Source organism: Stenotrophomonas sp. YJH_SMC_135 (genome assembly GCF_059372355.1).
The window spans coordinates 1,245,563-1,271,546 of the sequence record NZ_JCAFVN010000001.1 but is presented as its reverse complement, the minus strand read 5'-3'; the positions used below and the strand labels follow the sequence as shown (position 1 = coordinate 1,271,546).

26 protein-coding genes are annotated in these 25,984 nt (G+C 68.2%); 14 read left to right on the top strand and 12 right to left on the bottom strand.

Features of this window, described 5'->3' with window-relative positions; all coding sequences use genetic code 11:
* Positions 1 to 144: 144 nt before the first annotated feature.
* A complete protein-coding gene (gene dapB, locus AC5P98_RS06365; protein ID WP_080052982.1) occupies positions 145 to 864 on the bottom strand; it encodes a 4-hydroxy-tetrahydrodipicolinate reductase in 720 nt (239 codons plus the stop codon).
* A gap of 90 nt (positions 865 to 954) precedes the next feature.
* Between dapB and AC5P98_RS06360 the strand changes: the two genes are divergently transcribed.
* The 4 genes from AC5P98_RS06360 to AC5P98_RS06345 all read left to right on the top strand — a co-directional run bounded on the left by AC5P98_RS06360 (position 955) and on the right by AC5P98_RS06345 (position 3,362).
* Positions 955 to 1,716, top strand: coding sequence for a 3-oxoacyl-ACP reductase (locus tag AC5P98_RS06360; protein ID WP_425603916.1), 762 nt, complete (start codon positions 955 to 957; stop codon positions 1,714 to 1,716).
* Positions 1,717 to 1,720: 4 nt separating this feature from the next.
* Positions 1,721 to 2,116, top strand: coding sequence for a MerR family transcriptional regulator (locus AC5P98_RS06355; RefSeq protein WP_014646990.1), 396 nt, complete (start codon positions 1,721 to 1,723; stop codon positions 2,114 to 2,116).
* 55 nt (positions 2,117 to 2,171) lie between these two features.
* Positions 2,172 to 2,753 (top strand): NAD(P)H-dependent oxidoreductase, encoded by a 582-nt coding sequence (locus AC5P98_RS06350; RefSeq protein ID WP_049408776.1) that lies wholly within the window; start codon positions 2,172 to 2,174, stop codon positions 2,751 to 2,753.
* Between the two features lie 147 nt (positions 2,754 to 2,900).
* Positions 2,901 to 3,362: a DUF4304 domain-containing protein gene (locus AC5P98_RS06345; RefSeq protein WP_049408775.1), complete on the top strand. Its 462-nt coding sequence runs from the start codon at positions 2,901 to 2,903 to the stop codon at positions 3,360 to 3,362.
* A 132-nt stretch (positions 3,363 to 3,494) separates the two neighbouring features.
* On the opposite strand, the gene AC5P98_RS06340 is transcribed toward AC5P98_RS06345, so the two are convergent.
* The 3 genes from AC5P98_RS06340 to AC5P98_RS06330 are packed head-to-tail and all read right to left on the bottom strand — an operon-like array spanning position 3,495 to position 5,856.
* Positions 3,495 to 3,740, bottom strand: a complete 246-nt coding sequence (locus AC5P98_RS06340) for a DUF6587 family protein (protein WP_049408774.1) — start codon at positions 3,738 to 3,740, stop codon at positions 3,495 to 3,497.
* A complete protein-coding gene (gene feoB / locus AC5P98_RS06335; RefSeq protein WP_049408773.1) occupies positions 3,740 to 5,605 on the bottom strand; it encodes a ferrous iron transporter B in 1,866 nt (621 codons plus the stop codon). The genes AC5P98_RS06340 and feoB overlap by 1 nt, the downstream gene beginning before the upstream one ends.
* Positions 5,602 to 5,856: a FeoA family protein gene (locus tag AC5P98_RS06330; RefSeq protein WP_005416370.1), complete on the bottom strand. Its 255-nt coding sequence runs from the start codon at positions 5,854 to 5,856 to the stop codon at positions 5,602 to 5,604. Before AC5P98_RS06330 ends, feoB begins: the two co-directional genes overlap by 4 nt.
* A 119-nt stretch (positions 5,857 to 5,975) precedes the next feature.
* Between AC5P98_RS06330 and AC5P98_RS06325 the strand changes: the two genes are divergently transcribed.
* The 5 genes from AC5P98_RS06325 (at position 5,976) to yeiP (ending at position 9,549) form a co-directional block, all read left to right on the top strand.
* A complete protein-coding gene (locus tag AC5P98_RS06325) occupies positions 5,976 to 6,764 on the top strand; it encodes an enoyl-CoA hydratase/isomerase family protein (RefSeq protein WP_014037048.1) in 789 nt (262 codons plus the stop codon).
* Positions 6,765 to 6,766: 2 nt separating this feature from the next.
* On the top strand, positions 6,767 to 7,168 hold the full coding sequence (locus AC5P98_RS06320; protein WP_014646985.1) for a VOC family protein: 402 nt from the start codon (positions 6,767 to 6,769) through the stop codon (positions 7,166 to 7,168).
* Positions 7,165 to 8,061: a hydroxymethylglutaryl-CoA lyase gene (locus AC5P98_RS06315; RefSeq protein WP_005409470.1), complete on the top strand. Its 897-nt coding sequence runs from the start codon at positions 7,165 to 7,167 to the stop codon at positions 8,059 to 8,061. The genes AC5P98_RS06320 and AC5P98_RS06315 overlap by 4 nt, the downstream gene beginning before the upstream one ends.
* Before the next feature lie 101 nt (positions 8,062 to 8,162).
* Positions 8,163 to 8,933 (top strand): SDR family oxidoreductase, encoded by a 771-nt coding sequence (locus AC5P98_RS06310; RefSeq protein ID WP_014646983.1) that lies wholly within the window; start codon positions 8,163 to 8,165, stop codon positions 8,931 to 8,933.
* A gap of 49 nt (positions 8,934 to 8,982) precedes the next feature.
* Positions 8,983 to 9,549: an elongation factor P-like protein YeiP gene (gene yeiP / locus AC5P98_RS06305; RefSeq protein ID WP_005409468.1), complete on the top strand. Its 567-nt coding sequence runs from the start codon at positions 8,983 to 8,985 to the stop codon at positions 9,547 to 9,549.
* A gap of 119 nt (positions 9,550 to 9,668) precedes the next feature.
* Here yeiP and AC5P98_RS06300 read toward each other — a convergent pair whose 3' ends face one another.
* From AC5P98_RS06300 to AC5P98_RS06285, 4 genes are all read right to left on the bottom strand, one after another.
* On the bottom strand, positions 9,669 to 10,370 hold the full coding sequence (locus tag AC5P98_RS06300; RefSeq protein WP_049408772.1) for a COG3650 family protein: 702 nt from the start codon (positions 10,368 to 10,370) through the stop codon (positions 9,669 to 9,671).
* An 83-nt stretch (positions 10,371 to 10,453) separates the two neighbouring features.
* Positions 10,454 to 10,846, bottom strand: coding sequence for a nuclear transport factor 2 family protein (locus AC5P98_RS06295; protein ID WP_049408771.1), 393 nt, complete (start codon positions 10,844 to 10,846; stop codon positions 10,454 to 10,456).
* On the bottom strand, positions 10,827 to 13,976 hold the full coding sequence (locus tag AC5P98_RS06290) for a multidrug efflux RND transporter permease subunit (RefSeq protein ID WP_049418922.1): 3,150 nt from the start codon (positions 13,974 to 13,976) through the stop codon (positions 10,827 to 10,829). The genes AC5P98_RS06295 and AC5P98_RS06290 overlap by 20 nt, the downstream gene beginning before the upstream one ends.
* 36 nt (positions 13,977 to 14,012) lie before the next feature.
* Positions 14,013 to 15,158, bottom strand: coding sequence for an efflux RND transporter periplasmic adaptor subunit (locus AC5P98_RS06285; protein ID WP_262085685.1), 1,146 nt, complete (start codon positions 15,156 to 15,158; stop codon positions 14,013 to 14,015).
* A gap of 129 nt (positions 15,159 to 15,287) precedes the next feature.
* Between AC5P98_RS06285 and AC5P98_RS06280 the strand changes: the two genes are divergently transcribed.
* Complete coding sequence (locus AC5P98_RS06280) at positions 15,288 to 16,004, top strand: response regulator (RefSeq protein WP_014646978.1); 717 nt, start codon at positions 15,288 to 15,290, stop codon at positions 16,002 to 16,004.
* Positions 16,004 to 17,080 carry an ATP-binding protein gene (locus tag AC5P98_RS06275; protein WP_014646977.1) on the top strand — a complete coding sequence of 359 codons (1,077 nt, stop codon included), beginning with the start codon at positions 16,004 to 16,006 and terminating at the stop codon, positions 17,078 to 17,080. The genes AC5P98_RS06280 and AC5P98_RS06275 overlap by 1 nt, the downstream gene beginning before the upstream one ends.
* Here the strand turns inward: AC5P98_RS06275 and AC5P98_RS06270 are convergent.
* The 3 genes from AC5P98_RS06270 to AC5P98_RS06260 form a co-directional block, all read right to left on the bottom strand.
* Positions 17,058 to 18,953 carry a DUF7844 domain-containing protein gene (locus AC5P98_RS06270; RefSeq protein ID WP_440579850.1) on the bottom strand — a complete coding sequence of 632 codons (1,896 nt, stop codon included), beginning with the start codon at positions 18,951 to 18,953 and terminating at the stop codon, positions 17,058 to 17,060. The genes AC5P98_RS06275 and AC5P98_RS06270 overlap by 23 nt on opposite strands.
* A 10-nt stretch (positions 18,954 to 18,963) precedes the next feature.
* Positions 18,964 to 19,263 carry a DUF2388 domain-containing protein gene (locus AC5P98_RS06265; RefSeq protein ID WP_049408767.1) on the bottom strand — a complete coding sequence of 100 codons (300 nt, stop codon included), beginning with the start codon at positions 19,261 to 19,263 and terminating at the stop codon, positions 18,964 to 18,966.
* A gap of 62 nt (positions 19,264 to 19,325) precedes the next feature.
* Positions 19,326 to 20,714 carry an FAD-binding oxidoreductase gene (locus AC5P98_RS06260; protein WP_049408766.1) on the bottom strand — a complete coding sequence of 463 codons (1,389 nt, stop codon included), beginning with the start codon at positions 20,712 to 20,714 and terminating at the stop codon, positions 19,326 to 19,328.
* A gap of 168 nt (positions 20,715 to 20,882) precedes the next feature.
* Here AC5P98_RS06260 and serA point away from each other — a divergent pair, with 168 nt between their 5' ends.
* Positions 20,883 to 22,124: a phosphoglycerate dehydrogenase gene (serA, locus tag AC5P98_RS06255; RefSeq protein ID WP_005416356.1), complete on the top strand. Its 1,242-nt coding sequence runs from the start codon at positions 20,883 to 20,885 to the stop codon at positions 22,122 to 22,124.
* 68 nt (positions 22,125 to 22,192) lie between these two features.
* On the opposite strand, the gene AC5P98_RS06250 is transcribed toward serA, so the two are convergent.
* Positions 22,193 to 22,807: an NUDIX hydrolase gene (locus tag AC5P98_RS06250; protein ID WP_080354567.1), complete on the bottom strand. Its 615-nt coding sequence runs from the start codon at positions 22,805 to 22,807 to the stop codon at positions 22,193 to 22,195.
* 132 nt (positions 22,808 to 22,939) lie between these two features.
* Between AC5P98_RS06250 and AC5P98_RS06245 the strand changes: the two genes are divergently transcribed.
* Both AC5P98_RS06245 and AC5P98_RS06240 read left to right on the top strand, forming a co-directional pair.
* Positions 22,940 to 24,415 carry an amino acid permease gene (locus tag AC5P98_RS06245; RefSeq protein ID WP_014646972.1) on the top strand — a complete coding sequence of 492 codons (1,476 nt, stop codon included), beginning with the start codon at positions 22,940 to 22,942 and terminating at the stop codon, positions 24,413 to 24,415.
* Positions 24,416 to 24,496: 81 nt separating this feature from the next.
* Positions 24,497 to 25,924, top strand: coding sequence for an amino acid permease (locus AC5P98_RS06240; protein ID WP_032957969.1), 1,428 nt, complete (start codon positions 24,497 to 24,499; stop codon positions 25,922 to 25,924).
* The last annotated feature ends 60 nt before the right edge of the window (positions 25,925 to 25,984 follow it).

The window sequence follows — 25,984 nt, the reverse complement described above, 5'->3', positions numbered from 1 at the left end:
TTCATTTCAATCCGGCGGCGTATGCAGGCCGGAGGCGGGGTCGGATCCTTTCCCGAATGGGAAAGGCTCTGACCCCAGGCGCCCTCGGATGGGGTCAGAGCCCTTTCCGCAGGAAAGGGATCCGACCCCACGAATCAGCCCGCCCTACTGCAGCAGGTCCCGCACACGGTAGCTGCCCGGCGCCCGCCCCTGCAGCTGGCGGGCGGCGAACAGGGCGCCGCGGGCGAAGATGTCGCGGTTGGTGGCCCGATGCACCAGCTCGATGCGCTCGCCCAGACCGGTGAACTGCACCAGGTGCTCGCCCACGATGTCACCGGCACGCAGGCTGGCGTAGTGCGGCTCCGCCCCGCCCCGTTGCGCGGCCGCGCCCAGGGTCAGCGCGGTGCCCGATGGCGCATCCTTCTTCTGGGTGTGGTGCGATTCGACGATGTCGCAGTCCCAGCCGGCCAGCGCCTGCGCCGCGCGCTCCACCAGCTCGTCCAGTACCGCCACGCCCAGGCTGAAGTTCGAGGCCCATACCAGCGGGATCTTCGCCGCCGCGGCCTCCAGCGCCTGGCGCTGCGTGCTGGAGATACCGGTGGTGCCCGACACCAGCCCGGCCCCCCGTTCCACGCACAACGCCAGCATCGGGTCGAAACCCTCCGGCAGGCTGAAGTCGATCGCCACATCGAACACCGGCGCGCCGGGCAGCTCACTGGCGCCGAAGAACGGCACGCCGTCGACCACGCGCTGGGCCGGCGCACGGCCGGTCACTGCGGCCACGATCTGCAGGGTTTCGGGATGTTCGGCGGCCAGCCGCAGCAGGGCCTGGCCCATGCGCCCGGAGGCACCGTGAATGAGCAATCGCAGGGGAGTCTGGTTCATGCCTGCAGGCTAGCGGCAGCACGCCCGCTCCGGCAAGCGCCATCGCTGCTACGCTGCATGCCCTTTCATGCAATGGATGGCAGCTCCCTCATGCAGATCAGCGAACAGCTGGTGCTGGTCACCGGCGCCGGCCGCGGCCTTGGCCAGCACATCGCCCGCGCGTTCGCGGCGCAGGGTGCGCGCGTCATCGTCAACTACCACCGCAGCGAAGGCGCCGCACGTGCGCTGGCCGCCGAGCTGGGCGGACAGGCGATCGCGCTACCGGCCGACGTCACCGACCGCGGCCAGGTCGATGCAATTCTGCAGCACGCCCTGGCCCACTTCGGCCAGGGCGTCACCACCGTGGTCAACAACGCGCTCGCCGCGTTCTCGTTCAATGGTGATGCCCGCGATGGTGCCGCCAACATCGGCTGGCCGGCCTTCCAGGCGCAGTTCGAGGGCAGCGTGCGCGGCGCGCTGAACACCGTGCAGGCCGCCCTACCCGGCATGCAGGCCCGCCGCTTCGGCCGCATCATCAACATCGGCACCAACCTGTTCCAGAACCCGGTCGTGCCCTACCACGACTACACCGCCGCCAAGGCCGCGCTACTGTCCCTCACGCGCACGCTGGCCGGCGACCTCGGCCCACATGGCATCACCGTGAACATGCTGTCCGGCGGCCTGCTGCGCACCACCGATGCCAGCGCTGCCACGCCGGAGGCAGTGTTCGACTACATCGCCGCCAACACGCCACTGCGCAGCGTTACCACGCCAGCAGAATTCGCCGATGCCGCGCTGTTCTTCGCCAGCCCCTGGTCGCGCGCGGTGACCGGGCAGAACCTGGTGGTCGATGGCGGGCTGGTGCGGGACTGAGCCAATGCGCATTTCCGAGGTCAGCCGCCTGACCGGCGCCAGCGCCAAGGCCATCCGCCTGTACGAGGCGCGCGGACTACTGCCGCCGGTGCCGCGGCTGAACCGCTATCGCGACTACAGCGAACAGGATGTGGCCTGGGTGCAGCTGATCCGCCAGGCGTTGGCGCTGGGCATCACCCTGGCCGCGATCTCCCGCCTGCAGGGCCGCGACGGACGGCTCGACTGGCCCGCGGTGCTGGCCCTGCTTGAGCAACAACGCAGCCGCATCGCCAGCGAGCGGGCACGGCTGGCGCAGGTCGAGCTCGACCTGCAGCAGGTCAGCGACGAACTGCGGCAGTGGCTGCACTCCGGTAGCGGTGACTGCATCCTGGAACCCAGCGGCTGCGCCGCTGGTGGTTGACTCTGCCCCAAGGGCATAGCCCAACCTCGCGCACTTTCCATTGCCCGAGGTTGCCGTGTCCCGTTCCATCCTGATCCTGCTCGGCCATCCCGACCGCGACAGCCTGTGCGGTGCCCTCGCCCAGCGCTACGCCACCGCCGCCGAGAATGCTGGCCATCGGGTGCGCCTGATCGCACTGGGCGAACTCGAGTTCGATCCGGTGCTGCGCCATGGCTACCGCCAGATCCAGCCGCTGGAAGCCGACCTGCAGGACACTGCGGATGCGATCGAGGCCTGCGACCATCTGGTGCTGGTCTATCCCACCTGGTGGGGCGCGATGCCGGCGCTGCTGAAGGGCTTCTTCGATCGCGTGCTGCTGCCGGGGTACGCCTTCCGCTACCGGCGCGATTCAGTCTGGTGGGACCGGCTGCTGGCCGGTCGCAGCGCACGGGTGATCACTACGCTGGATACGCCGCCCTGGTATTACCGCTGGATCTACCGCGACCCGGGCATCACGCAGATCCGCGCCACTATTCTGGAATTCTGCGGCATCCGCCCGGTGCGGGTCAGCCGACTCGGTGCGGTGCGCAGCAGCTCGCCGGAGCAACGCAACCGGTGGCTGGCGTTGGCAGCGGAGCTGGGCTCACGGGCCAACTAGCTGGAAGAGCGTGCGAACCAAGGTTCGCACCCACCTGGAGCGTTCGCACCCACCTGCGGCGCTCGTTGCGGGTGTCGCATTTGCCAATTGACCGTCAGGCACTGCGCCTCAAGGCTGTGGGCCCTTGTTACGGCCCAGGCAAAGCCCATGAAATCCTCGACCGTCTTCAGCAAGTGCGCCAGGAAGACCGGCTTTGCCGGTACGTCGACGACCCGCTACCGCTTGCTGGACGCCGCGCTGCTTGTCGTGAATCACCAGCGCGCCAGCGAAAGCCGGGGCTTCTATGTGAATGCTGGACTCTACTTTCCGGAACTGCTCGCGTATCCCCTCGCGCCTGACGATCTTGAAACGGCTTTCCGGTACCGCTCCAGCATCCCCACGCCCCATGTCGACTGGCGGATCGAAGAAACGCCGGGCCTGCGCCGGACCTTCATCCAGCAGGATCTTGAAGATCTGCTGGAGGCCGGTAACCGCGACGCGTTGAAGGCCCTGCTGCTCGATGCCCTGGCCGACGTGGCGGGTTTCGCGGCAGCCCATGGGAACAGGGAATCGGTGCGGCGATTGAACCGGGACGGGAACTTCCGGGCGATCATCCGCAGAGAGGTCTGAACCCCGAGAGCGTCCGAACCAAGGTTCGCACCCACAGGGCGAAGGTTCGCACCCACAGGGCGAAGGCCCGCACCCACCGGCCGAAGGTTCGCGCCCACCAGGCGGCCGCAGCCGAACAGGCTCGACGCTACTTCACTTCTTGCTCGGCCCGCAGCTGTCGCAACCGCCACAGGCACCACCACCGCCCGTTGCCGGCGGCGCGATCTTCCGCCCCAGCGCCTGCAGCCAGGCGGCGCGGCCCGGCTTCAGCAGGGCCAGCGCCAGCGCCCCGCGCAGCGTGCGCACGGTGCCGGGGAACTGCTTCTTCAGCACCACCCAGGCACTGACCAGCACGGCCACCGCGATGATCAGGTACTGGACCAGCAGACCGGTATCCATCAGCCGCCTCCCAGCACCCTGGTCACCTGGTAGGTGATCAGCGCAGCCACGTAAGCCGCTGCGAACAGGTAGAACGCGGCAAAGCCCATCTGCTTCCACGAATTGGTCTCACGCTTGATGGTGGCCAGCGTCGAGATGCACATCGGGGCGTAGATGTACCAGACCAGCAACGACAGCGCGGTCGCCAGCGACCAGCCATCGCTGATCAGCGGGGTCAGCGCCTGGCTGGCGGCATCGTCATCGGCGGCCGACAGCGCATACACGGTGGCCAGCGAAGACACCGCCACCTCGCGCGCGGCCAGGCCCGGGATCAGCGCGATGCAGATCTGCCAGTTGAAGCCCAGCGGCGCGAAGAACACCGCCATCGCATGGCCGATCTGGCCGGCGTAGCTGTAGTCGATGGCTGGCATCGTGGCGTCGGCCGGTGCCGCCGGGAACGACAGCAGCACCCACAGCAGGATGGTCAGCGCCAGGATGATGCCGCCGACGCGCTTGAGGAAGATCATGCCGCGCTCGTACAGCCCCACCGCCAGGTCGCGCACATGCGGCAGGCGGTACGACGGCAGCTCCAGCATCAGCGGGTGCTCGCTCTTGTCGCGACGCCACTTCATCATGATCCACGACATCGCCAGCGCGCTGAGAATGCCCGCCGCATACAGGCCGAACAGCACCAGGCCCTGCTGGTTGAACACGCCCCACACCGTCTTCTGCGGAATGAACGCACCGATCAGCAGCGCGTACACCGGCAGGCGCGCCGAGCAGGTCATCAGCGGCGCCACCAGGATCGTGGCCAAGCGGTCACGCGGGTCCTGGATGCTGCGCGTGGACATGATGCCCGGCACCGCGCAGGCGAAGCTGGACAGCAGCGGGATGAACGAGCGGCCGGACAGGCCGGCGGCCGCCATCATGCGGTCGAGCAGGAACGCCGCACGCGGCAGGTAGCCGGACTCCTCCAGCACCAGGATGAAGAAGAACAGGATCAGGATCTGCGGCAGGAACACCACCACACCGCCGACGCCTGCGATGATGCCGTCGGTCAGCAGGCTGGCCAGCGGGCCTTCCGGCAGCACGCTGCCAACAAAGGTGCCGAGCCAGGCGAAGCCAGCCTCGATGCCGTCCATCAGCGGCGTCGCCCAGGCGTACACCGCCTGGAAGATCAGGAACATCACCATCGCCAGGCTGACCAGGCCGAACACCGGGTGCAGCAGCCAGCGGTCCAGCGCGTCGTCGATCTTCGCGGTCCGTGCTGGCATGCGCACGGCGACTGACAGGATCCCGCGCACCTTGGCGTGGTAATCGATGCCACTTTCCGGGCCCGGCACCGGTGCATCCAGGTGCGGCACCATCGCGTCCAGGCGCTCGACCAGGGCCTTGGCGCCCTGCTTGCGCACCGCCACAGTCTCCACCACCGGCACGCCCAGTTCGCGCTCCAGCGCGGCCACATCCACCTGGATGCCGCGGCGCTGGGCCGCGTCGACCATGTTCAGGGCCACCACCATCGGCTTGCCCAGTTCGCGCAGCTCCAGCGCGAAGCGCAGGTGCAGGCGCAGGTTGGTGGCGTCGATCACGCACAGCAGCACGTCCGGCGCGGCCTCGCCCGGGTAGAAGCCCCGGCACAGGTCACGGGTGATCGCCTCGTCCAGGCTGGCCGGATGCAGGCTGTAGGCGCCCGGCAGGTCGAGCACGGCGAATTCACGGCCGGACGGCGCGCGCAGGCGGCCCTCCTTGCGCTCGACGGTGACGCCGGTGTAGTTGGCGACCTTCTGCCGGCTTCCGGTCAGCTGGTTGAACAGCGCGGTCTTGCCGCTGTTGGGGTTACCGACCAGCGCGATGCGCAGGGGGGCAGTGGCGGCGATTGCGGTCATGCACGTCGTTCCTGGCTGGCGGCGTCGACCACGACCCGCTTGGCTTCACTGATCCGCAGCGCGAACCGGGTGAACCCGACCTGCACCAGCAGCGGCTCGCCGCCCACCGGGCCCTTGGCCACCAAGCGCACTTCCTCGCCATTCACGAAACCCAGCTCGCGCAGGCGACGGGCAATGGCATCGTTGGCATGCAGGTCCTGCACGGACTCGACCACGGCCGAGGTGTGCAGCGGCAGTTCGGACAGCGTCATCTAGCGTGTTCTCTGCTGGATGTAAATGGTTCTCGATTCTAACATTCCCGCGTCGCGTCATGGCCCATGACCAATGGCCCGCTATGATCCATACAGGTATGGAGTGACCCTGGAATCCCATGAACGATGCTTTGCAGATCGAGCGCCGTGGCGCCGTCCTCACCCTCTGGCTGAACCGGCCGGAGCTGCACAACGCCTTTGACGCCAGCCTGATCGCCCGGCTGACCGCCGCGCTGGAAGCCGCCGGCCGCGATGATTCGGTCCGGGCCGTGGTGGTGGCCGGTCACGGCGCCTCCTTCTCGGCCGGTGCCGACATGCAGTGGATGCGCGGCATGGCGGCGGCCAGCGAGGCCGACAACCGCGAGGACTCGCTGGCACTGGCACGGCTGATGCGCACCCTGGACGAGCTGCCCAAGCCGACCCTGGCCCGGGTCCACGGCGCGGCCTTCGGTGGCGGCGTCGGCCTGGTTGCCTGCTGCGACATTGCCATCGCCAGCACCTCGGCCCGCTTCGGCCTGACCGAAAGCCGCCTTGGCCTGCTGCCGGCGGTGATCTCGCCTTACGTGATCGAGGCCATCGGCCCGCGCCAGGCGCGGCGCTGGTTCGCCACCGGCGAGCACTTCGACGCCGATACCGCACTGCGCATCGGCCTGGTCCACCAGCTGGTCGAGCCCGAGCGCCTGGACGAAGCGCTGGAGCGCCAGCTGGCCCTGCTCGACAAGGCCGGCCCGATCGCCTCGTCCACCGCCAAGCAGCTGGTCCGGCAGGTCCGCGACAGCCATGACCGCGACGCGCTGGATCGGGATAATGCCGCCCTGATCGCGCGCCTGCGGGTGTCCGCCGAGGGCCAGGAAGGCCTGGGTGCCTTCCTCGACAAGCGCGCCCCCCATTGGGTCACGGAAGCCTGAACATGCTCGATCATCTTGGTTTGACCAGCGCCGACCTGGCGCGCAGCAAGACCTTCTTCCTGCAGGCGCTGGCGCCGCTGCAGATCGGCGTGGTGATGGAAGTGAGCGCCGAACAGACCGGCGACCACGACCACATCGGCTTCGGCAGCGACGGCAAGCCGTTCTTCTGGCTCGGCAATGGCGGCACCGCCAGCCACGGCGTGCACGTGGCCTTCGCCTGCGCCAGCCGCGCGCAGGTGGACGCCTTCCACGCCGCCGCCCTCGCCGCCGGTGGCCGCGACAACGGCGCGCCGGGCCTGCGCCCGTGGTACCACCCGGATTACTACGCCGCCTTCGTGCTCGACCCGGACGGCAACAACATCGAAGCGGTCTGCCATCGCCCCATCGGTGAGGTGGCTGCATGAGCGACTACGTCCGCATCGTCGAGGTCGGCCCGCGTGACGGCCTTCAGAACGAAAAGCAATCGGTGTCCACCGCCGACAAGATCGAACTGATCAACCGCTTGTCGGCCACCGGCCTGCGCAGCATCGAGGCGACCAGTTTCGTCAGCCCGAAGTGGATTCCGCAGCTGGCCGATGCCGCCGAGGTCTACGCCGGCATCCAGCGCCGGCCGGGCATCCACTACCCGGTACTGGTGCCGAACGAACAGGGCTACGACCGCGCCCGCGCGGTGGGCGTGGAGGAAGTGGCGGTGTTCACCGCTGCGTCCGAGGCCTTCAACCGCACCAACACCAATGCCGGCATCGACGAATCGCTGGCCCGGTTCGAGCCGATCCTGCGCCGCGCCGCCGCCGATGGCGTGCGCGTGCGCGGCTACGTCTCCACCGTGCTCGGCTGCCCCTACCAGGGCGAGGTGCCGCTGGCCGACGTGGTGCGGGTGGCGCGCGCGCTGCACCAGATGGGCTGTTACGAAATCTCGCTGGGCGACACCATCGGCGTCGGCACCCCACGCAAGGCACGGGCGATGCTGCAGGCGGTCGCTGCCGAGATCCCGATGGAAGCCTTGGCCGTGCACTTCCACGACACCTACGGCCAGGCCATCGCCAACATCGCCACCTGCCTGGAAGCAGGCGTGCGCGTGGTCGACAGTGCAGTCTCGGGCGCCGGTGGCTGCCCGTACGCGAAGGGGGCCAGCGGCAACGTCGCCAGCGAGGACGTGGTCTACCTGCTGCAGGGCCTGGGCCTGGACAGCGGCGTGGACCTGCCGGCACTGGCCGAGACCGGCCGCTGGCTGGCCGGCCTGCTCGGCCGCGCCACCGCCAGCCGCACCGGCCAGGCGCTCGCAGCGGCCGGCTGAGCACCCCGCTGCGCCGCTCCCGCTCGGGCGGCGCAGCGCACAACGGCGACGGTCGCCGCTTCCGTTAGAATCGGCGGTTCTCGAACCTGCAGGACCGTGCAATGCAGCTGTCTTCCGTACGTGCCGTGATCACTGGCGGCGTCTCCGGCCTCGGCCTGGCCGTGGCCCAGCACCTCGTCGCCCAGGGCGGCAAGGTGGCTCTGTTCGACCTCAACGACGACAAGGGTGCAGCTGCCGTTGCCGGGCTGGGTGCCGACAAGGCCCGCTATTTCAATGTCAATGTCAGCGATGAGGCGGCCGTGGCTGCAGCCATCGACCAGGCCCACGATTTCCTCGGCGGCCTGAACGTGGCGATGAACTGCGCCGGCATCCTCGGCGCCGGTCGCGTGCTCGGCAAGGAAGGCCCGATGCCGCTGGCCGGCTTCCAGGGCACGGTGATGGTCAACCTGGTCGGCAGCTTCAACGTCGCCAAGGCCGCGGCCAACCGCATGCAGCACAACGACGCCGGCGAAGACGGCGAGCGCGGCGTGATCATCAACACCGCCAGCATCGCTGCCTATGAAGGACAGATCGGCCAGGCCGCGTATGCCGCCAGCAAGGGCGGCGTGGTGTCGATGACGCTGCCGATGGCGCGCGAACTGTCGCGCTTCGGCATCCGCGTCAATACGATTGCTCCTGGCGTGTTCTGGACGCCGATGGTCGATGGCATGCCCGAAGCCGTGCAGCAGTCGCTGGCCGCCTCGATCCCGTTCCCGTCGCGCCTGGGCAAGCCGGAAGACTTCGCCAGCCTGGTCGGCTTCATCCTCGGCAACACCTACCTCAACGGCGAGACCATCCGCCTGGACGGCGCTACCCGCCTCGCTCCGAAGTGATTCCCCCCGGGCGCCGGGACGGCGCCCTCCCCCAACGACCTAGATCACCATGAAAGCCAACGACATCAAGAAGGGCAACGTCGTCGAGTACAACAACGGCGTGTACCAGATCCGCGACATCGAGCGCAGCTCGCCGCAGGGTCGCGGCGGCAACGTCCGCTTCCGCTTCATCATGTACAGCGTGCCGGGCGGCAACAAGCTCGACGCCAGCTTCGATGCCGACGACAACCTGGTCGAGGTCGAACTGCTGCGCCGCCAGTCCACCTATTCGTACAAGGACGGCGATGCCTTCGTGTTCCTCGATGACGAGGACTACACCCCCTACACCCTGGACGCGGACGTGATCGGCGACGACGCCGGCTACATCACCGACGGCCTGACCGGCATCTACGTGCAGGTGATCGACGAGCAGCCGGTGGCGATCCAGCTGCCGGCCTCGGTGGTGCTGGAAGTGATCGAGACCCCGCCGGAACTGAAGGGCGGCACTGCCACCAAGCGCCCGAAGCCGGCCAAGCTCAACACCGGCATCGAGATCATGGTGCCGGAATACATCGTCAACGGCGAACGCGTGCTGGTGAACACCGCCACCGGCGAATTCGCCGGCCGTGCCGACTAAGCGCCTTGCGCTGATCGGCTGCCTGTCCCTGCTTGCGGCGTGCTCGCCGCAGGCAGCGGGCAGCGCATCGCATGTAGCGATCGTGTAGAGCCGAGCGTGGACTCGGCTCTACAGAAGGCTTACGGCTGCTTCGCGCCGAAGTTGCCGCAGCCGTGGTACTGGCGGGTGCCGATGGTCAGGTTCACCTTGGCATCGAACGCCTCGCCGCTCATGTCGTCCTGGCAGGTGGTGCGCTGGAAGCTGAGCTTGACGTCGGTACCGTCGGACGCCTTGCCACTCCAACCGTCAGCACCTTCGGTGGGCGTGGCGACGTCGAAGCGACGCTCGCCATAGTCAACTTCCACCCGCAGGCCCGGCGCGTCGCCATCGACGACCGCCAACCAGCCCGGCTCGTTGCCCGTGGCGCGGAACGCGGCCGTGCCCGCGCTGCCATCGCCTTCGGTCGCTTCGACCGCATGGCACTCGCGGTCCGCCTCGCCCTTCAGGCTCAACAGGCCGTCATCGCTGCCCTTGGTCCAGAAGCTGTTGCCCTGGCCATCACCGTACTTGGCACCCGACGCCGCACGTTCGGAGGTCATGGCGAAGGTACGTTCGCCGATCACCACCGTGGCCGCATCCTCGCCATTGAAAGTCGCGCGCACGCTCAGATCACCACACTGGTACGTGGTCTCGCTGCCGGTACCGGCGCTGGTGCTGGCAGCCGGTTCGGGCGCCGCCGGCGGCGCGGCATCGGTGCCGCCCGCAGCGGGTGCCTGGGCCGGCTGGCACGCGGCCAGCACCAACCCGAGCGAGGCTGCCAACAGACTGGGAACTACACGCATGGCTCGACTCCTTGTCGACACTACAGAGACCTTCGACCCTACCACCTGCCGGTGAGCGCGGCCTGAAAGCGGCCTGACCGTACTCACGCGGCCAGTACCGCCATCGACAACAGCTGCGCACCGCTGCCGCCGGAACTGCAGGTCCAGACCCGCAGCAGGCGCAGCTTCACTTCACGCTCCCGGCCCTGCCGCCACACGGACAACCGCACGTCGCTGGACAGCAACGCCAGGCGGCCACACAGCAGCGTCTCCACCGCGTGCAGCTGCAGGCTTCGCACCTGCAGGCTGCCGGCCAGCCAATCGCCCAGCCATGGCAGATCGAGCATGCGGCCGCCGTGGCCTTCCATCATGAACAAGGCCGGCGATACCAGCGCGTTCAACGCATCGTGGTCATTTTCCAGCAGCGCCGCGCACAGGCGCTGCTCCAGCGCCATCAACTGTTGCTCATGCAGATCTTCAACGATGTTCCGTTCCATCCACGGTTCCTCCCGGCATCGGCCGGCGCCTGCGCAGGCGCTGCGCGATCCACTGCCGCGCGCCCTGCACCACTACATAGAAGACCGGCACGAAGAACACGGCCAGCACGGTCGCACTGACCATCCCGCCGAACACACCGGTTCCAATCGCCTGCTGGGTTTCCTTCGACGCGCCCTGCGCCAGCATCAGCGGCACCACGCCCAGCGCGAATGCCAGCGAGGTCATCACGATCGGGCGCAGGCGCAGCCTGGCTGCCTCCAATGCCGCCTCGACCAGGCTGCGCCCCTGCTGCTGCAGCTGCCGCGCGAACTCGACAATGAGGATCGCGTTCTTCGCAGACAGCCCGATCACGGTGATCATGCCGACCTTGAAGAACACATCGTTGGGCATGCCACGCAACAGCACCGCGGCGACCGCACCGAGCAGGCCGAGTGGCACCACCAGCATCACCGCCAGCGGAATCGACCAGCTCTCGTACAGCGCCGCCAGCACCAGGAACACCACCAGCATCGACAACAACAGCAGCCACGGCGCCTGCGCCCCCGACTCACGCTCCTGCAGCGACTGGCTGGTCCACTGCAGGGCAAAACCGGACGGCAGCTTCCCGGCCAACCGCTCCATCTCCGCCATGGCCTGGCCGGTCGACACGCCGGAGGCCGGTGCGCCGGACAGATTCAACGCCGGGAAGCCGAGGTAGCGCTGCAGCTGCAGCGGCGCCTCGGTCCAGTGCGGGGTCACCAGTTCCGACAACGCCACCATGCCGCCCTCGCTGTTGCGCACGTACAGTTTCAGCACGTCCTCCAGTTCCATGCGATGCGGCGCGTCGGCCTGCAGGATCACCTGCTGCAACCGGCCCTTGTTGGGGAAATCATTGACGTACTGCGAGCCCATCGCCGCTGACAGCGTGCTGCTGATGTGCTCGAAGCCCACGCCCATCGCCTCGGCCTTGGCGCGATCAATGTCCAGCCGCACGCTGGTACCTGCCGGCAGGCCATCGGCATGCACCTCCGACAGCAGCGGACTGGCCTCGGCCAGCTTCAGCAGCTGCTGCAGGGCCGCGCGCAGCTCGGCCTGGCTCTGCCCGGTACGCGCCTGCAGGGCCAGCGAGAACCCGGACGAACGGCCCAGGCTGTCGATCGCCGGCGGCATCACGCTCATCACCTCACCCTCGGCAACCGTGGCCATCGCCTGCTGCGCGGCCTCCACCTCGCTGGCCGCGGTGGCGCCAGCACGCTCACCCCAGTCCTTCAGCATGGTGTAGGTCAGCGCCGCGCTCGGGCCGGAACCGGAGAAGCTGTAACCGAGGATCGACTGGTTGGAGCCGATGCCCGGGCGCGAGGCCACGTGCCGTTCGTAGGCTTCGACCACCGCCAGCGTGCGTTCGGCGGTGGCTTCGGCCGGCAGCTGGATCGAGGTCATGAAATAGCCCTGGTCCTCTTCCGGCAGGAACGCGCCCGGCAGCCAGTGCAGGCCCAGCAGCAGCGCCGCCACCAGCGCGGCGAACACGCCCATCACCCGGCCGCTTCGCTGCAGCACGGAGGCCACGCCACGCTGGTAGCGCCCGGTCAACGCCTCGAAGCCACGATTGAAGGCGCCGAACAGCCCGCCACGACCATGATGGCCGTGGGTGTTCGGGCGCAGCAGGGTCGCGCACAGCGCCGGTGTCAGGCTCAGTGCCAGCAGCGCCGAGAACAGGATCGACACCGCCATCGCCACGGTGAACTGGCGGTAGATCGCGCCCACCGAGCCGCTGGCCAAGGCCATCGGAATGAACACCGCGGTCAGCACCAGGGTGATGCCGATCACCGCGCCGGTCAGCTCGCGCATCGCCTTGATGGTCGCCTCGCGCGGCGGCAGGCCCTCCTCGGCCATGATCCGCTCCACGCCCTCGACCACCACGATCGCGTCGTCGACGATGATGCCGATCGCCAGCACCATGCCGAACATGGTCAGCACGTTGATCGAGAAGCCCAGCGCCAGCATCACCGCGAAGGTACCGAGCAGCGCGATCGGTGCGACCAGCGCAGGAATCAGCGTGTAGCGCCAGTTCTGCAGGAACAGGTACATCACCGCGAACACCAGCAGCATCGCCTCCAGCAGCGTCTGCACCACCTTCTGGATCGAGATCTTCACGAACGGCGCGGTGTCGAACGGGATGCTCGCCTCCACGCCGCGCGGCAACAGCGGCGCCAGTTCCGCCATGCGCTCACGGACCGCCGACGCCGTGCGCACCGCATTCGCGCCCGGCCGCAGCTGCACCCCGGCGGCGGTGGCCGGATGGCCATCCTCGCGGGTGCCCCAGGCATAGCTCTGCGCGCCCAGTTCGACGCGGGCGACATCACCCAGCACCACCCGTGAACCGTCGGCCCCGGCGCGCAGTACGATCGCCGCGAACTGTTCCGGCGTGGACAACTGGCCGTCGGCGCTGAGCGGCACGGTGATGCGCTGGCCTGGAACACCCGGCGAATCACCGATGCGCCCCGGCGAGATCTCCAGGTTCTGCTGCTCGATGGCAGTGGCCACATCGCCCATGGTCAGGCCGTAGCCGGTCAACCGGGTCGGGTCCAGCCACACGCGCATCGCCTGCTCGGCACCGAACAACTGCACGCGACCGACGCCATCGATGCGGCGCAGCTCTTCGATGATGTTGCGCGCCATGAAATCGCCCAGCGCGGCCTCGCTGACGCTGGCATCCGGCGAACGCAGGCCGACCAGCATCAGGAAGCCGGAATCGGCGGCCTCCACGAACAGGCCGTTCTGCCGCACGCTGCGCGGAAGGCGCGGCTCGATCGCCTTGATCCGGTTCTGCACGTCCACCTGCGCCAGTTCCGGATTGGTGCCGGGCTTGAAGGTGGCGGTGATCGAGGCTTCGCCGGAGGTGTCCACCGACGATTCGAAGTAAAGCAGATGCTTGACGCTGGACAGCTCGCGCTCGATCAGGCCGACCACCGCATCGTTCAACGTCTGCGGGCTCGCACCCGGGTAGCTGGCATAGATGCTGACGCTGGGCGGCGCGACCGCCGGATAGCGCTCCACGGCCAGGCGCGGAATCGCCAGCGCGCCGGCCAGGATGATGAAGATCGCCAGCACCCAGGCGAACACCGGGCGATCGATGAAGAAACGTGCCATGTTGGATTTTCCTGGAGGGGCTGTCCCGGGAAAGGCTCAGCCCTTGCTGCCGGCCTGCACCGCACCGGCGCTGGCGACCGGCTTCTGCCAGTCGCGCGCATCGACCACCACGCCTTCCTGCAGGCGCTCCTGGCCCTCGACCACCACTTTCTCGCCGGCCTTCAGGCCCGCGCGCACCAGCCACTGGCGATCGACGCTGCCGTCCACCTCCAGCGTGCGGATCACCGCCCTGCCGTCGGCGCCTATCACCCAGGCATAGGCCTGGCCACCGGCGCTGCGCAGCACGGCCTGCTGTGGCACGGTCAACGCACTGGCCGGGGCACCCCGCGGCACCCTCGCGCGCACATACATGCCGGGCAGCAGCTGCCGCCGCGGGTTGTCCACCAGGATGCGCAGGATCACATCACCCGTCCGTGCATCGACATTGATACCGGAGAACAGCAGTTGGCCACGCTCGGGCAGCGGCTTGCCGGCGGCACCGATGATGGTCACCGGCAGCTTGTCGCCGCCGGCCGCACTGCGCTGCAGCGACTCCAGCTGCGCCGCCGGCTGGCGCACATCCACGTAGACCTGGTCGATCTGCTGTACCACGGCCATCGGCTCGGCATCGGCCACGCCGACCAGCGCACCTTCGGTCACCAATGCCTGATCGATACGGCCGGCAATCGGTGCGCTGACCGTGGCATAGCGCAGGTCGAGCTGGCGACGGGACAGGATCGCGCGCGCTTCATTCACTGCCGCGCGTGCCTGCTCGTACTCGGCGCTGGCGTCGTCCCGATGCTGCTGGCTGACCGCCTGCGCGGCAGCCAGGGCGTGCAGGCGCTGCGACTGCACGCGACTGCGGCCCAACGCCGCCTCACTGCGCTGCAGTGCGGCCAGCGCCGAATCGACGTCGGCCCGGAACGCTGCCGGGTCAATCTGGAACAAGGCCTGGCCGGCACTGACTTCCGCCCCCTGGTCGAACAGGCGCCGCTGCACGATGCCGCCCACCTGTGCGCGGATCTGCGCGGTGCGCACCGCCGCGACGCGGCCTGGCAGTTCGTCGTCACGCTGCACCACCTGCGGGCCGACGCTGATCACGCTGACGCGCGGCGCCGCCTCGGGGGTGGCTTCGGGAGTGGAGCAGGCCGTGGCCAAGGCGAGGGCCGCGATCAACGCGACCGGAGTCCTGAAGGTTCTCATTGCTGTGCACAATGCCGCGCAGGCGGCGGATAGGTTCTGAAGCGCGCAGTCTGCGTGGCGATGATGGGGTTTCGATGGAGGAACTGTGGAGATACGATGGAGGCAAGCACCTTACGGCCCCGCCCCTGCATGCATGCCTCCCCTGCCCTCGCCGCCCTCGTCCTGATCGTCGAGGATGAGGCCGAGATCGCTGACATTCTCTGCGCCTACCTGGAACGCGAAGGACTGCGCACGCTGCGCGCCGCCGATGGCCACAGCGCACTGGACCTGCACCGCAGCGCCCGGCCCGACCTGGTCCTGCTCGATGTGCAGCTGCCGCGCCTGGACGGCTGGAGCGTGCTGACCCAGCTGCGCCAGCGCGGCGAGACGCCGGTGATCATGCTGACCGCACTGGACCAGGACCTGGACAAGCTGACCGCGCTGCGGATGGGCGCTGATGACTACGTGGTCAAGCCCTTCAACCCGGCCGAGGTGGCCGCGCGCGTGCGCGCCGTACTGCGGCGCACGCTGCGCGCCGCGCGCGTGGACGCACCCACCGCGTTGCGCGTCGGCCCGCTGCTGATCGACTCGGCCACCCACGCGGTGCACGTGGAGGGCGAAGGCTACAGCCACGAAGTGCTGCTCACCCTCACCGAGTTCAAGCTGCTGCACTGCATGGCGCTGGCGCCGACGCGCATCTTCAGCCGCAGCGAGCTGATGCACGAATGCCTGCCGGAAAGCGAAGCACTGGAGCGCACCGTCGACAGCCATGTCAGCAAGCTGCGCCGCAAGCTGGATGAAGTGGGCATGGTCAACGTCCCAGCCAGCGTGCGTGGCGTCGGCTACCGGCTGATGGCCGATCGCTGATGCCCTCCCTGCGCCGCTCCGGGCTGAGCCGCCACATCATCGTTTCGATGTCGCTGATGGTGATCGGCGTCATCGTGATGATGATCCTGTCATCGTGGCTGCTGTACGCGGTGCTGGTCGAGTTCTTCCCCGGCAGCGCCGAGGAGCCTGAAAGCTGGCTGCCGACCGGCCCGGAACTGGCATGGATGGTGGGCGTGATCCTGACCGGGCTGGCGCTGGCCATCGCCGCCTCGTTCCGCCTCGCCCACCGCATCCTGTCGCCGCTGAATTCGCTGGTGGACAGCGTGCGTGCGCTCGCGGGCGGCGACCTGGGTGCACGCGCCAGCGTCGAGGAAAATTCGCCGGGCGAAGTGGCGACCCTGGTCGAGGACTTCAATGCGATGGCGCGCCGCCTGCAGCACATGGAGAGCGAGCGCGCGATGTGGCACGCGGCCATCGCCCATGAGCTGCGCACACCGGTGACGATCCTGCGTGGCCGCCTGCAGGGGCTGGCAGAGGGTGTGTTCCAGCCAGACGAGTCGCAGTTCCGCAGCCTGCTGGCCCAGGTCGAAGGGCTGTCACGGCTGATCGAGGACCTGCGCGTGCTGAGCCTGTCCGACAACGCGCGGCTGGACGTGCGTCGCGCGCGCACCGACGTGGTGGCCGAGGTGCATTCGGTGATGACCCTGGTCGATCCACAGTTCCGCGCCGCCGGCTTCGTGCTTGAGCTGGAAACCAGCCGCGAGGAACACAACGCGCACTGCGACCCGACCCGCCTGCGCCAGGCATTGCTGGCGCTGCTGGAGAACGCGCGGCGCTATGCCAGTCCGGGCAAGGTGCGGATTGCAGTGCATGACACGCCCGGCCATGTGCAGGTGGCGATCGAAGACGAGGGCCCGGGCATCGACCCGGAACTGCACGCGGATATCTTCACCCCGTTCATGCGTGGCGACGGTTCGCGCTCGCGCCAGGGCGGCGGCAGCGGGCTCGGCCTGGCGGTGGTCAAGGCCATCGCCGACGCGCACGGTGGCCGCGTCTACTGCATCCCGGGCAGCGCCGGCGGCAGCCGCTTCGTCATCGAACTGCCGCGCCAGTAGCCGGGCGGGCTGCCTGCGTACGCAGGTGTGCACCGAGTGCGGCCAGATTGGCGTCGATCGCATCCATTTCCTCGCGTTGGCGGATCGGCAGCTGCTGGCGCAGCTGGACGCGCAATGCCTGCCACGCCGGGACCGCCTGCGCACTGGCAGTGGCCACGGCCGCGGACAGCAGCGCCTGCTCGTCGCCCAGAGGCAATCCATAGCCGTCGTCCTGCAGCAGCGTCCCCGGGCGCAGCCACTGCCCGCTCTGCTCCAGCAACCCGCGCAGGCTGCGCGTTTCAGCGCTGTCCGGTGCGGCCAGCAGCTGCCGCTTGAGCACATCGCGTGCGCGCAGCTCGGCGCGCCGCTGCGCGGCCTGTTCCAGCAGCAACAGGCCGGCGCTGGCACGCAGGTCACCCTGCAGCAGCCACGGTGCGCGTTGCTGTGCAGGCAGCTTCAACCAGCCGCGCACATCACGAGCGGGCAAGGCCAGCTGGGCCGCGGCCACTGCGAACAACTGCTGGTAGTGGTCGCGCGCCGAGGCGAAGTAGTAGCCCTGCGCCTGCGCTGCAGTGCGGTCCGCCAGTACCCTCTCGTCGAGCACATCCAGCCGCACCAGTCGCCGCTTCAGGCCGCGCGGACTCAGTTGGGCCAGGCCCGCCTCGCCAAGGCGCGGCACCCCGGCCTGCAGCAGCTTGGCGGTTTCCACCGCGCAGTTGTTGCTGACGAAGTAATAGCGCCCGTCATAGCTCCAGTGCACCTGCGCGGTGCGCTCGAGCAGGCTGGCGATTTCGCTGCGGCCCAGCTGCAGCGGCAGCGACTGCAGCCCGCGCAGCTCGACCTTGGTGTACTCGTCCACCACCTGCTGCAGGGGCAGCACGAACAGCCGCGACGGATAGCCGCCGGTCAGGCCACGCCAGTTGGATATCTGCACGTCGCCCACGAACGCGCGGAACGACAGCACGCGGTGGTACTCCAGGTCCAGGCGGCAGTCCGGCCCAGGTACGCGGCCCGGCTTGCAGACCACCAGCCGCAGCATGCTGTGGCCCCAGCGACTCATCGGCTGCGCACTGCCTTCGGCGAACAGGTAGTCCACCGCGTAGACGCGCGCCGGGTCGAGCTGCAGCAGCGATGCAGCGCCCTCCTCCGATTCGGCCTGGAGCAGGGGCAGCGTCGTGGCGCACCGCGGCCGTGGCAGCGACGGTGGTGTTCCGAAATGCGCCTGGTACCACTGCGCCAACGCGGGCCGCCGGCAGGCGAACTCGCCGTCGAGCACGAAATGCTCGGCATTCACGGCCAGGTACTCGGCCGGGTTCGCCAGTTCATAGACATCCGGGCTGCGATCACGGAAATCGTTATCGCCCCGGCCGAGGTGCCAGGGCCTGCGCTGCCAGCCCGCAAGGTCACGCCATCGCACGCTCTGCGACCAGTTCGCACCGCCACGGTCGGCGACGTGGGTCAGTTCATGCACCAGCGCACTGCGGCGCGCACGGCGGTTGCCGGGCATGCCGTCATCCAGCAGGGTGCGGCGCAACGTAATGCGGCCGGCGAAAGCGCGCCCGTGCACCTCGGCGGGAAGGTCATCACTCCAGCGCACCTGCACCTGAGCCGGCAAAGCGCGCAGCAGGCCTTCCGGCAGCAGGGACTGCACGTCGGCCAGGGTCTGGCTGGCGAGCTGCTGCTGCGCCGGATCGAGACCGGAGGGATCGAGCTGCAGCCGATCAGCCGCGTGGACGGAAGGGATGAGCAGCCATGCCAATGCGGCGATCCACCCGCACCGCCCGTTGTGCTTCCGTAGAGCCGAGCCTTGCTCGGCTGCTGTTGCGATCCGGGTGCGCCGGGCATCCAGCCGGGCATGGCTCGGCTCTGCAGAAAGCGATGACGCCGAGGTCATGCAGCCCGCATCAACGTGCCAGCAGCGCGCGGGCCAGTTCCAGGTCGCTCTGCTGCTGTGCGGCAGCGCTCTGCTCACGCAGGTGGACCAGCGCGGCCTGCAGGCGGGCGCCACGGATCTGGCCGTCGCTGGCGACGAACGCAGCGGCATCGTCGCGCGCGGCCTGCACCACCTTGTCGTCGCCCGAGCTGCTGCCCGAGGAACCGGAGGAGGCACCGGTCGCCGAACCGGCCGAGGTGCCAGCGAAGCTGGAAGCGAAGCCGGCCAGCGGCAGGGACAGCAGGGCGAGCAGCAGAAGCGGACGGGTCATCGGTTCGAAGCCGGTTGTGAAGGTGCGTGGAGCGTAACGGGTACGTGAAGGATTTGCCCGGCTCAGGCGTCGAACAGCTTGCCGGGATTCAGCCGCGCTTGGGGATCGAACGCGCGTTTGACCGCCTTCATGAGCGCGATCTCGGCGCGGCCGCGGGTGCTGTCCAGGTAGCCCTTCTTGACCAGTCCGATGCCGTGCTCGGCCGAGATGCTGCCATCGAAGCGGGCCAGCACCTGCGCCAGCAGCTTGGTCACGTGCTCGCACTGCGCCACGAAGTCGGCGTCGCTGGTGTCGTCCGGCTTGAGCACGTTGATGTGCAGGTTGCCATCGCCGATATGGCCGAACCAGACCACGTCGAAGTGCGGGTAGGCCTGCTCGATCAGTGCCTGGGTCTCGGCCAGGAACGCCGGCATCGCCGAGATCCGCACCGAGACGTCATTCTTGTAGGGCTTGTAGCGCGCCAGCGATTCGGTGATGCCTTCGCGCAGGCGCCACAGCTGGGCGGCCTGGGCATCGCTGGCGCTGATCACACCGTCGCTGACCCAGCCGTTGCCCATGCAGTCCTCGAAGGCCGCCATCGCCGCGGCTTCCTGTGCCTCGTCGTTGGCCGCGAACTCGGTGACGACGTAGTACGGATGCACCTCGCCGAACGGTGCCTGCGCGCCATGCGCCAGCACGTGCTCCAGCGCCCGGTCGGTGAAGAACTCGAAGGCCTGCAGCTGCAGGCGCGCGCGGAACGCGGCGAACACCTGCATCAGCACCTCGAAGCTGGGCACGGCCAGCAGCATCACGTTGCTGGCTGGCGGCGGATCGGTGAGTTTCACTGTCGCCTCGACGATCACGCCCAACGTGCCTTCCGAACCGATCAGCAGCTGGCGGAAGTCATAGCCGCTGGAGTTCTTGATCAGTCCCTTGTTGAGTTCCAGCAGTTCGCCGCTGGCGGTAACCACCTTCAGCCCGGCGATCCACTCGCGGGTATTGCCATAGCGGATCACGCGGATGCCGCCGGCATTGGTGGCGATGTTGCCACCGATCGTGCACGACCCGCGCGCAGCGAAGTCCACCGGGTAGATCAGGCCGTGGTCCAGCGCGGCGTTGTGCACGGCCTCCAGCGGCATGCCGGCCTGCACCACCAGGGTGCGATCGACCGCGTCGTAGGCCAGTGCCTTGTTCATCCGTTCCAGGCTGAGCACCAGCTCGCCGTTGGCGGCCACCGCGCCACCGGAAAGGCCGGTACGTCCGCCGGACGGCACCACGGCCACGTCCTCGCCCGCACTCCAGCGCATCACCGCCTGCACTTCCTCGACCGTGGCCGGCAGTGCGATCGCCAGCGGCGCTGGCGTCCAGCGCCGGGTCCAGTCGCGCCCGTAATGCTCCAGGTCAGCCGGGTCGATCTTCAGCTTCAGGCCGGGACAGGCCTGCTGCAGCGAGGCAATGCGGGAATCGGTCATGACGGTCCAACGCGGTGCGTGAAGACGGGCAAGCGTGCCAGCGGTACGCGCCAGCGTCCAGCCCCGCAGCGATACAGATAGCTACGGATGCAACCAATTGCGCACTGCACCATGGGCGCTTCGATCTGGCATAGTGATCAGCCCCTGTCCCACTGGCCGTGTTGCCCCATGTCGCCGAAGAAGACCTCGTTCCCCAAGCAGGATATCCGCGTACTGTTGCTGGAGGGGGTCAGCCAGACCGCCGTGGAGGTGTTCAGCGCCGCCGGCTACAGCCAGATCGAGGCGCACACCAAGGCACTGCCCGAGGACGAACTGAAGGCGCGCATCGCCGAGGCGCACATCGTCGGCATCCGTTCGCGCACCCAGCTCAGCGCCGAGGTGCTGGCCGAGGCCAAGCGCCTGATCGCGGTGGGCTGCTTCTGCATCGGCACCAACCAGGTCGACCTGGACGCGGCCGAGCTGGCCGGCATCCCGGTGTTCAATGCGCCCTACTCCAACACCCGCAGCGTGGCCGAGCTGGTGATCGCCGAGGCGATCATGCTGACCCGTGGCATTCCGCAGAAGAACGCCGAGTGCCATCGCGGCGGCTGGTCGAAGTCGGCCAGCGGCAGCCATGAAGTACGCGGCAAGACGCTGGGCATCATCGGTTACGGCCACATCGGCACCCAGGTCGGCGTGCTGGCCGAATCGCTGGGCATGCAGGTGATCTTCCACGACGTGGAAACCAAGCTGGCGCTGGGCAATGCCCGTGCTGCGGCGAGCCTGGACGATCTGCTGGCCCGCGCCGACATCGTCACCCTGCACGTGCCGGAGACCCCGGCCACGCAGTGGATGATCGGCAGCACCGAGCTGGCGAAGATGCGCAAGGGCGCGCACCTGATCAACGCCGCGCGCGGCACCGTGGTCGACATCGACGCGCTGGACGCAGCGCTAGCCAGCGGCCACGTCGGCGGTGCCGCGCTGGACGTATTCCCGGTCGAACCGAAGGGCAACGGCGATATCTTCGAGTCGCCGCTGACCCGCCACGACAACGTGATCCTGACCCCGCACGTGGGCGGCAGCACGCTGGAAGCGCAGGACAACATCGGCGTGGAAGTGGCGGCCAAGCTGGTGCGCTACAGCGACAACGGCAGCACGCTGTCGGCGGTCAATTTCCCGGAAGTGACCCTGCCCGAACACGAAGACAGCCTGCGCCTGCTGCACATTCACCAGAACGTGCCGGGCGTGCTGTCCAGGGTCAACGAGATCTTCTCGCGCCACAACGTCAACATCGACGGCCAGTTCCTGCGCACCGACCCGAAGGTGGGTTACGTGGTGATTGACATCACCGCCAGCGAGGCGCAGGCCGCCGCCGTCCGCGACGAACTGGCCGCGATTCCAGGCACGCTGCGGACGCGCATCCTGTACTAGGTAAAAAGGGGACGGAGGGGATTAAGTCGTTTATGCATTAACGACTTAATCCCCTCCGTCCCCTTTTTTCAACGCGCCAGCCAACGGCGCGCCATGCGCTGCATGGATTCATCCGATTCGGGGTCGGCCGCGACCTCGGTCACCGGCCGCCAGGCCAGGTCGAGCGATTCCTCGCTGAGCACGAAGGCCTCGCCCCCCAGCGCCCGTATCACGAAACGCACGTCGTAGTGCCAGTGCCCCGGCACGTCCTTGCGCTCCGGAATCCAGTGCTTGTCCAGATCGAAGATGGCCGGGTCTTCCAGTACCAGGCCGCTCAGGCCCGACTCCTCCTCGGCTTCCTTCAGCGCCACCCGGGCCAGGTCACGGTCGCCGTCGGCGTGGCCGCCCAGCTGCAGCCAGCGCTGCAGCTTGCGGTGGTGGGTCAGCAGCAGGCGCTGGCCATCGGCGCTGACCAGCCAGCAGCTGGCGGTGAAGTGGCCGGCCAGGCGCTCGCGGCGGAAGGGATCTTCCGGATCATCCAGCAATGTGCCGAATTCGGCAGCCAGGGCGTCGTGGGCGGGTTCGCGGCGCGCGTAGTCCCGGAGCAGGCCGCGCAGGCGATCGTCAAGCGCGGCAAGGGTTTCGGCGGTCTGGCTCATGAATGGGGGCGGTTCGGAAAAATACTGCTCATTATCGCCGTTCATTGTTGCGATTGCGCTTGTGCGTTGGCTTCAGCTTTGGCTAAGGTACAGCGGGCCGTTCGCACGGCCTTCACCATTCAAGGCAGCCGGCAACGTATCGGCCGCCCACCCCATCCGATCACTAGGAAGTACTGCATGCTGAAAGCTCTGTTGAGGGTCAAGCCGGTCGAGCCGGCCGGGCACGTCGATGCCGGCGAACCCATCGAAGGCAGCCTGGACGGCGAAGCCACGTTGAAACGGACCCTCACGGCTAAACACCTCATCCTGCTGGGCGTGGGTGCGGTGATCGGCGCAGGCATCTTCGTGCTGACCGGCCAGGCCGCAGCCAACCACGCGGGCCCGGCGGTCATGCTGTCGTTCGTGCTGGCCGGTTTCGCCTGTGCGCTGGCAGGCCTGTGCTATGCCGAGTTCGCGGCGATGATGCCGGTCTCCGGCAGTGCCTACTCCTATTCCTACGCCACCCTCGGCGAAGGCATGGCCTGGTTCATCGGCTGGTGCCTGGTGCTGGAGTACCTGTTCGCCTCGGCCTCGGTCGCGGTGGGCTGGTCGGCCTACCTGATCAGCTTCATCACCACCACGCTGCACATGCCCTTCCCGGACATGCTCAGCGCCGCGCCCATCGCCTGGACCGGCAGCGAGTTCGTCTCCTCCGGCAAGCTGTTCAACCTGCCGGCGGTGCTGATCGTGGCGGCGGTGTCCGGCCTGCTGTACGTGGGCGTGACCCAGTCGGCGTTCGTCAACGCCATCATCGTGGCGATCAAGGTCACTGTCATCTGCCTGTTCATCGGCATCGGCGCGGCCCACATTGACCCGGCCAACTGGCACCCGTTTATTCCGGAAAACACCGGCGTGCCGGGTGAGTTCGGCTGGAGCGGCATCTTCCGCGCCGCCACCATCGTGTTCTTCGCGTACATCGGCTTCGATGCGGTCTCCACCGCTGCTGGCGAGACCAAGGACCCGCAACGCAACATGCCGATCGGCCTGCTCGGCTCGCTGGCCGTGTGCACGATCGTCTACATCATCGTCTGTGCGGTGCTGACCGGCATGATGCCGTACCACCTGCTGGGCACCGACAAGCCGGTGGCCACCGCCCTGGAGCCCTACCCGACCCTGTCCTGGCTGAAGACGTTCGTGGAAGTCGGCGCCATCGCCGGCCTGTCCTCGGTGGTGCTGGTGATGATGATGGGCCAGACCCGCATCGCCTATACCATCTCCCGCGACGGCCTGCTGCCGAAGTTCTTCGGCAAGGTCCATGCCCGTTTCCGCACCCCGTACGTCGCCACCATCGTGGTCGGCGTGATCGCCGCCGCGCTGGCCGGCCTGGTGCCGCTGAACGTGCTGGGCGAGCTGGTCTCGATGGGCACCCTGCTGGCGTTTGCCACGGTCTGCATCGGCGTGCTGGTACTGCGCTATTCCAAGCCGGACCTGCACCGCCCGTTCCGCGTGCCGATGGTGTGGATCATCTGCCCGCTCGGTGCGGCCACCTGCCTGTTCCTGTTCTGGCAGGCGTTCGTGGTGCATTGGCACCTGTTCGTTGGCTGGACGCTGCTGGGCCTGCTGATCTACCTGGGCTACGGCATCCGCAACAGCAAGCTGGCCAAGTCGCCCTGATCCGCCTTCGGGCCGGCCTCGCGCCGGCCCGTCCGTTTTCCCGCGCGCCGCCCATGGCGCGCTTCGACAAGACCACCACACATGTTCAAGCAACTGTGGGCCACCAAGCATCCGCATGCCGCCCATGAAGACGCCAACGGCCTGAGCCTGCGTCGCCACCTTGGCCCCTGGGGGCTGACCGCCCTGGGCATCGGCGCGGTGATCGGCGGCGGCATCTTCGTCATCACCGGCCAGGCCGCCGCCAACCACGCCGGCCCGGCGATCATGCTGTCCTTCGTGCTGGCCGCCATCTGCTGCGCCTTCTGCGCGCTGGCCTACGCCGAATTCGCCTCGATGGTGCCGGTCTCCGGCAGCGCCTACACCTACACCTACGCCACCTTCGGCGAGCTCTCGGCCTGGTTCATCGGCTGGATGCTGGTGCTCGAGTACGGCGTCTCCGCCTCGGCGGTGGCGGTCAGCTGGACCGGTTATTTCCTCAGCCTGCTCAGCCAGTTCGACATCCATCTACCGGCGGCACTGGTCAGCGCGCCACTGGACGCGCAGCTGCGCCCCACCGGCGCGATCGCCAACCTGCCCGCCGCCGCACTGGTGCTGCTGCTGACCTGGCTGTGCTACGTCGGCATCAGCAAGTCCTCGGCGATGAACATGGCGATGGTCGTGCTCAAGACCGGCCTGATCGTGCTGGTCATCGTGGTCGGTTGGAAATACGTGGACACCAGCAACTGGACCCCGTTCATCCCGGCCAACGAAGGCCCCGGCAAGTACGGCATGGAAGGCGTGCTGCGTGGCGCGGCGATGGTGTTCTTCGCCTACATCGGTTTCGAGGCGGTATCGGTGGCGGCGCAGGAATCGAAGAACCCGCAGCGTGACATGCCGATCGGCATGATGCTGTCGCTGGTGATCTGCACCGTGCTGTACATCGCGATGGCGGCAGTGATGACCGGCCTGGTGCCGTTCCAGCTGCTGGGCACCGACGAGCCGGTGGTGACTGCCGTGGCCGCGCACCCGCAGCTGGGCTGGCTGCGCTGGGTGGTCGAGGTCGGCGCGCTGGTCGGCCTGTCATCGGTAGTGCTGGTGATGATCATCGGCCAGCCGCGCATCTTCATGATCATGGGCCGCGACGGCCTGCTGCCACCGGTGTTCACCAGGATCCACCCGAAGTACCGCACGCCGCACATCAACACCGTGATCACCGGCATTGGCATCGCGCTGCTGGCGGCGCTGTTCCCGCTGGACATCCTCGGCGAGCTGACCTCGATGGGCACGCTGATCGCGTTCGCCGCAGTCTGCGCCGGCGTGCTGATCCTGCGCCGCACCCAGCCGGACCTGCCGCGCCCGTTCCGCATGCCGATGGCGTGGCTGATCTGCAGCCTGGGCGTGCTGAGCTGCCTGGCGCTGCTGTCGGCGATGACGATGCACAACTGGATGCTGATGGGGGTATGGACGTTCGTCGGCTTCGTGATCTATTTCTGCTACGGGTTCCGGCACAGCCGCCTGCGCGCGAAATAAAGGGATTGCAGGGCCTGCGGCCCTGCACCCGGCTTTGAAGCCGGAGCAACGGCAACGGCA

Excerpts from the sequence above, each read along its gene's own strand:
- dapB (WP_080052982.1), bottom strand. The coding sequence starts at position 864 with ATGAACCAGACTCCCCTGCGATTGCTCATTCACGGTGCCTCCGGGCGC.
- AC5P98_RS06360 (WP_425603916.1), top strand. The coding sequence starts at position 955 with ATGCAGATCAGCGAACAGCTGGTGCTGGTCACCGGCGCCGGCCGCGGC.
- AC5P98_RS06355 (WP_014646990.1), top strand. The coding sequence starts at position 1,721 with ATGCGCATTTCCGAGGTCAGCCGCCTGACCGGCGCCAGCGCCAAGGCC.
- AC5P98_RS06345 (WP_049408775.1), top strand. The coding sequence starts at position 2,901 with ATGAAATCCTCGACCGTCTTCAGCAAGTGCGCCAGGAAGACCGGCTTT.
- AC5P98_RS06340 (WP_049408774.1), bottom strand. The coding sequence starts at position 3,740 with ATGGATACCGGTCTGCTGGTCCAGTACCTGATCATCGCGGTGGCCGTG.
- feoB (WP_049408773.1), bottom strand. The coding sequence starts at position 5,605 with ATGACCGCAATCGCCGCCACTGCCCCCCTGCGCATCGCGCTGGTCGGT.
- AC5P98_RS06330 (WP_005416370.1), bottom strand. The coding sequence starts at position 5,856 with ATGACGCTGTCCGAACTGCCGCTGCACACCTCGGCCGTGGTCGAGTCC.
- AC5P98_RS06325 (WP_014037048.1), top strand. The coding sequence starts at position 5,976 with ATGAACGATGCTTTGCAGATCGAGCGCCGTGGCGCCGTCCTCACCCTC.
- AC5P98_RS06320 (WP_014646985.1), top strand. The coding sequence starts at position 6,767 with ATGCTCGATCATCTTGGTTTGACCAGCGCCGACCTGGCGCGCAGCAAG.
- AC5P98_RS06315 (WP_005409470.1), top strand. The coding sequence starts at position 7,165 with ATGAGCGACTACGTCCGCATCGTCGAGGTCGGCCCGCGTGACGGCCTT.
- AC5P98_RS06310 (WP_014646983.1), top strand. The coding sequence starts at position 8,163 with ATGCAGCTGTCTTCCGTACGTGCCGTGATCACTGGCGGCGTCTCCGGC.
- yeiP (WP_005409468.1), top strand. The coding sequence starts at position 8,983 with ATGAAAGCCAACGACATCAAGAAGGGCAACGTCGTCGAGTACAACAAC.
- AC5P98_RS06300 (WP_049408772.1), bottom strand. The coding sequence starts at position 10,370 with ATGCGTGTAGTTCCCAGTCTGTTGGCAGCCTCGCTCGGGTTGGTGCTG.
- AC5P98_RS06295 (WP_049408771.1), bottom strand. The coding sequence starts at position 10,846 with ATGGAACGGAACATCGTTGAAGATCTGCATGAGCAACAGTTGATGGCG.
- AC5P98_RS06290 (WP_049418922.1), bottom strand. The coding sequence starts at position 13,976 with ATGGCACGTTTCTTCATCGATCGCCCGGTGTTCGCCTGGGTGCTGGCG.
- AC5P98_RS06285 (WP_262085685.1), bottom strand. The coding sequence starts at position 15,158 with ATGAGAACCTTCAGGACTCCGGTCGCGTTGATCGCGGCCCTCGCCTTG.
- AC5P98_RS06280 (WP_014646978.1), top strand. The coding sequence starts at position 15,288 with ATGCATGCCTCCCCTGCCCTCGCCGCCCTCGTCCTGATCGTCGAGGAT.
- AC5P98_RS06275 (WP_014646977.1), top strand. The coding sequence starts at position 16,004 with ATGCCCTCCCTGCGCCGCTCCGGGCTGAGCCGCCACATCATCGTTTCG.
- AC5P98_RS06270 (WP_440579850.1), bottom strand. The coding sequence starts at position 18,953 with ATGACCTCGGCGTCATCGCTTTCTGCAGAGCCGAGCCATGCCCGGCTG.
- AC5P98_RS06265 (WP_049408767.1), bottom strand. The coding sequence starts at position 19,263 with ATGACCCGTCCGCTTCTGCTGCTCGCCCTGCTGTCCCTGCCGCTGGCC.
- AC5P98_RS06260 (WP_049408766.1), bottom strand. The coding sequence starts at position 20,714 with ATGACCGATTCCCGCATTGCCTCGCTGCAGCAGGCCTGTCCCGGCCTG.
- serA (WP_005416356.1), top strand. The coding sequence starts at position 20,883 with ATGTCGCCGAAGAAGACCTCGTTCCCCAAGCAGGATATCCGCGTACTG.
- AC5P98_RS06250 (WP_080354567.1), bottom strand. The coding sequence starts at position 22,807 with ATGAACGGCGATAATGAGCAGTATTTTTCCGAACCGCCCCCATTCATG.
- AC5P98_RS06245 (WP_014646972.1), top strand. The coding sequence starts at position 22,940 with ATGCTGAAAGCTCTGTTGAGGGTCAAGCCGGTCGAGCCGGCCGGGCAC.
- AC5P98_RS06240 (WP_032957969.1), top strand. The coding sequence starts at position 24,497 with ATGTTCAAGCAACTGTGGGCCACCAAGCATCCGCATGCCGCCCATGAA.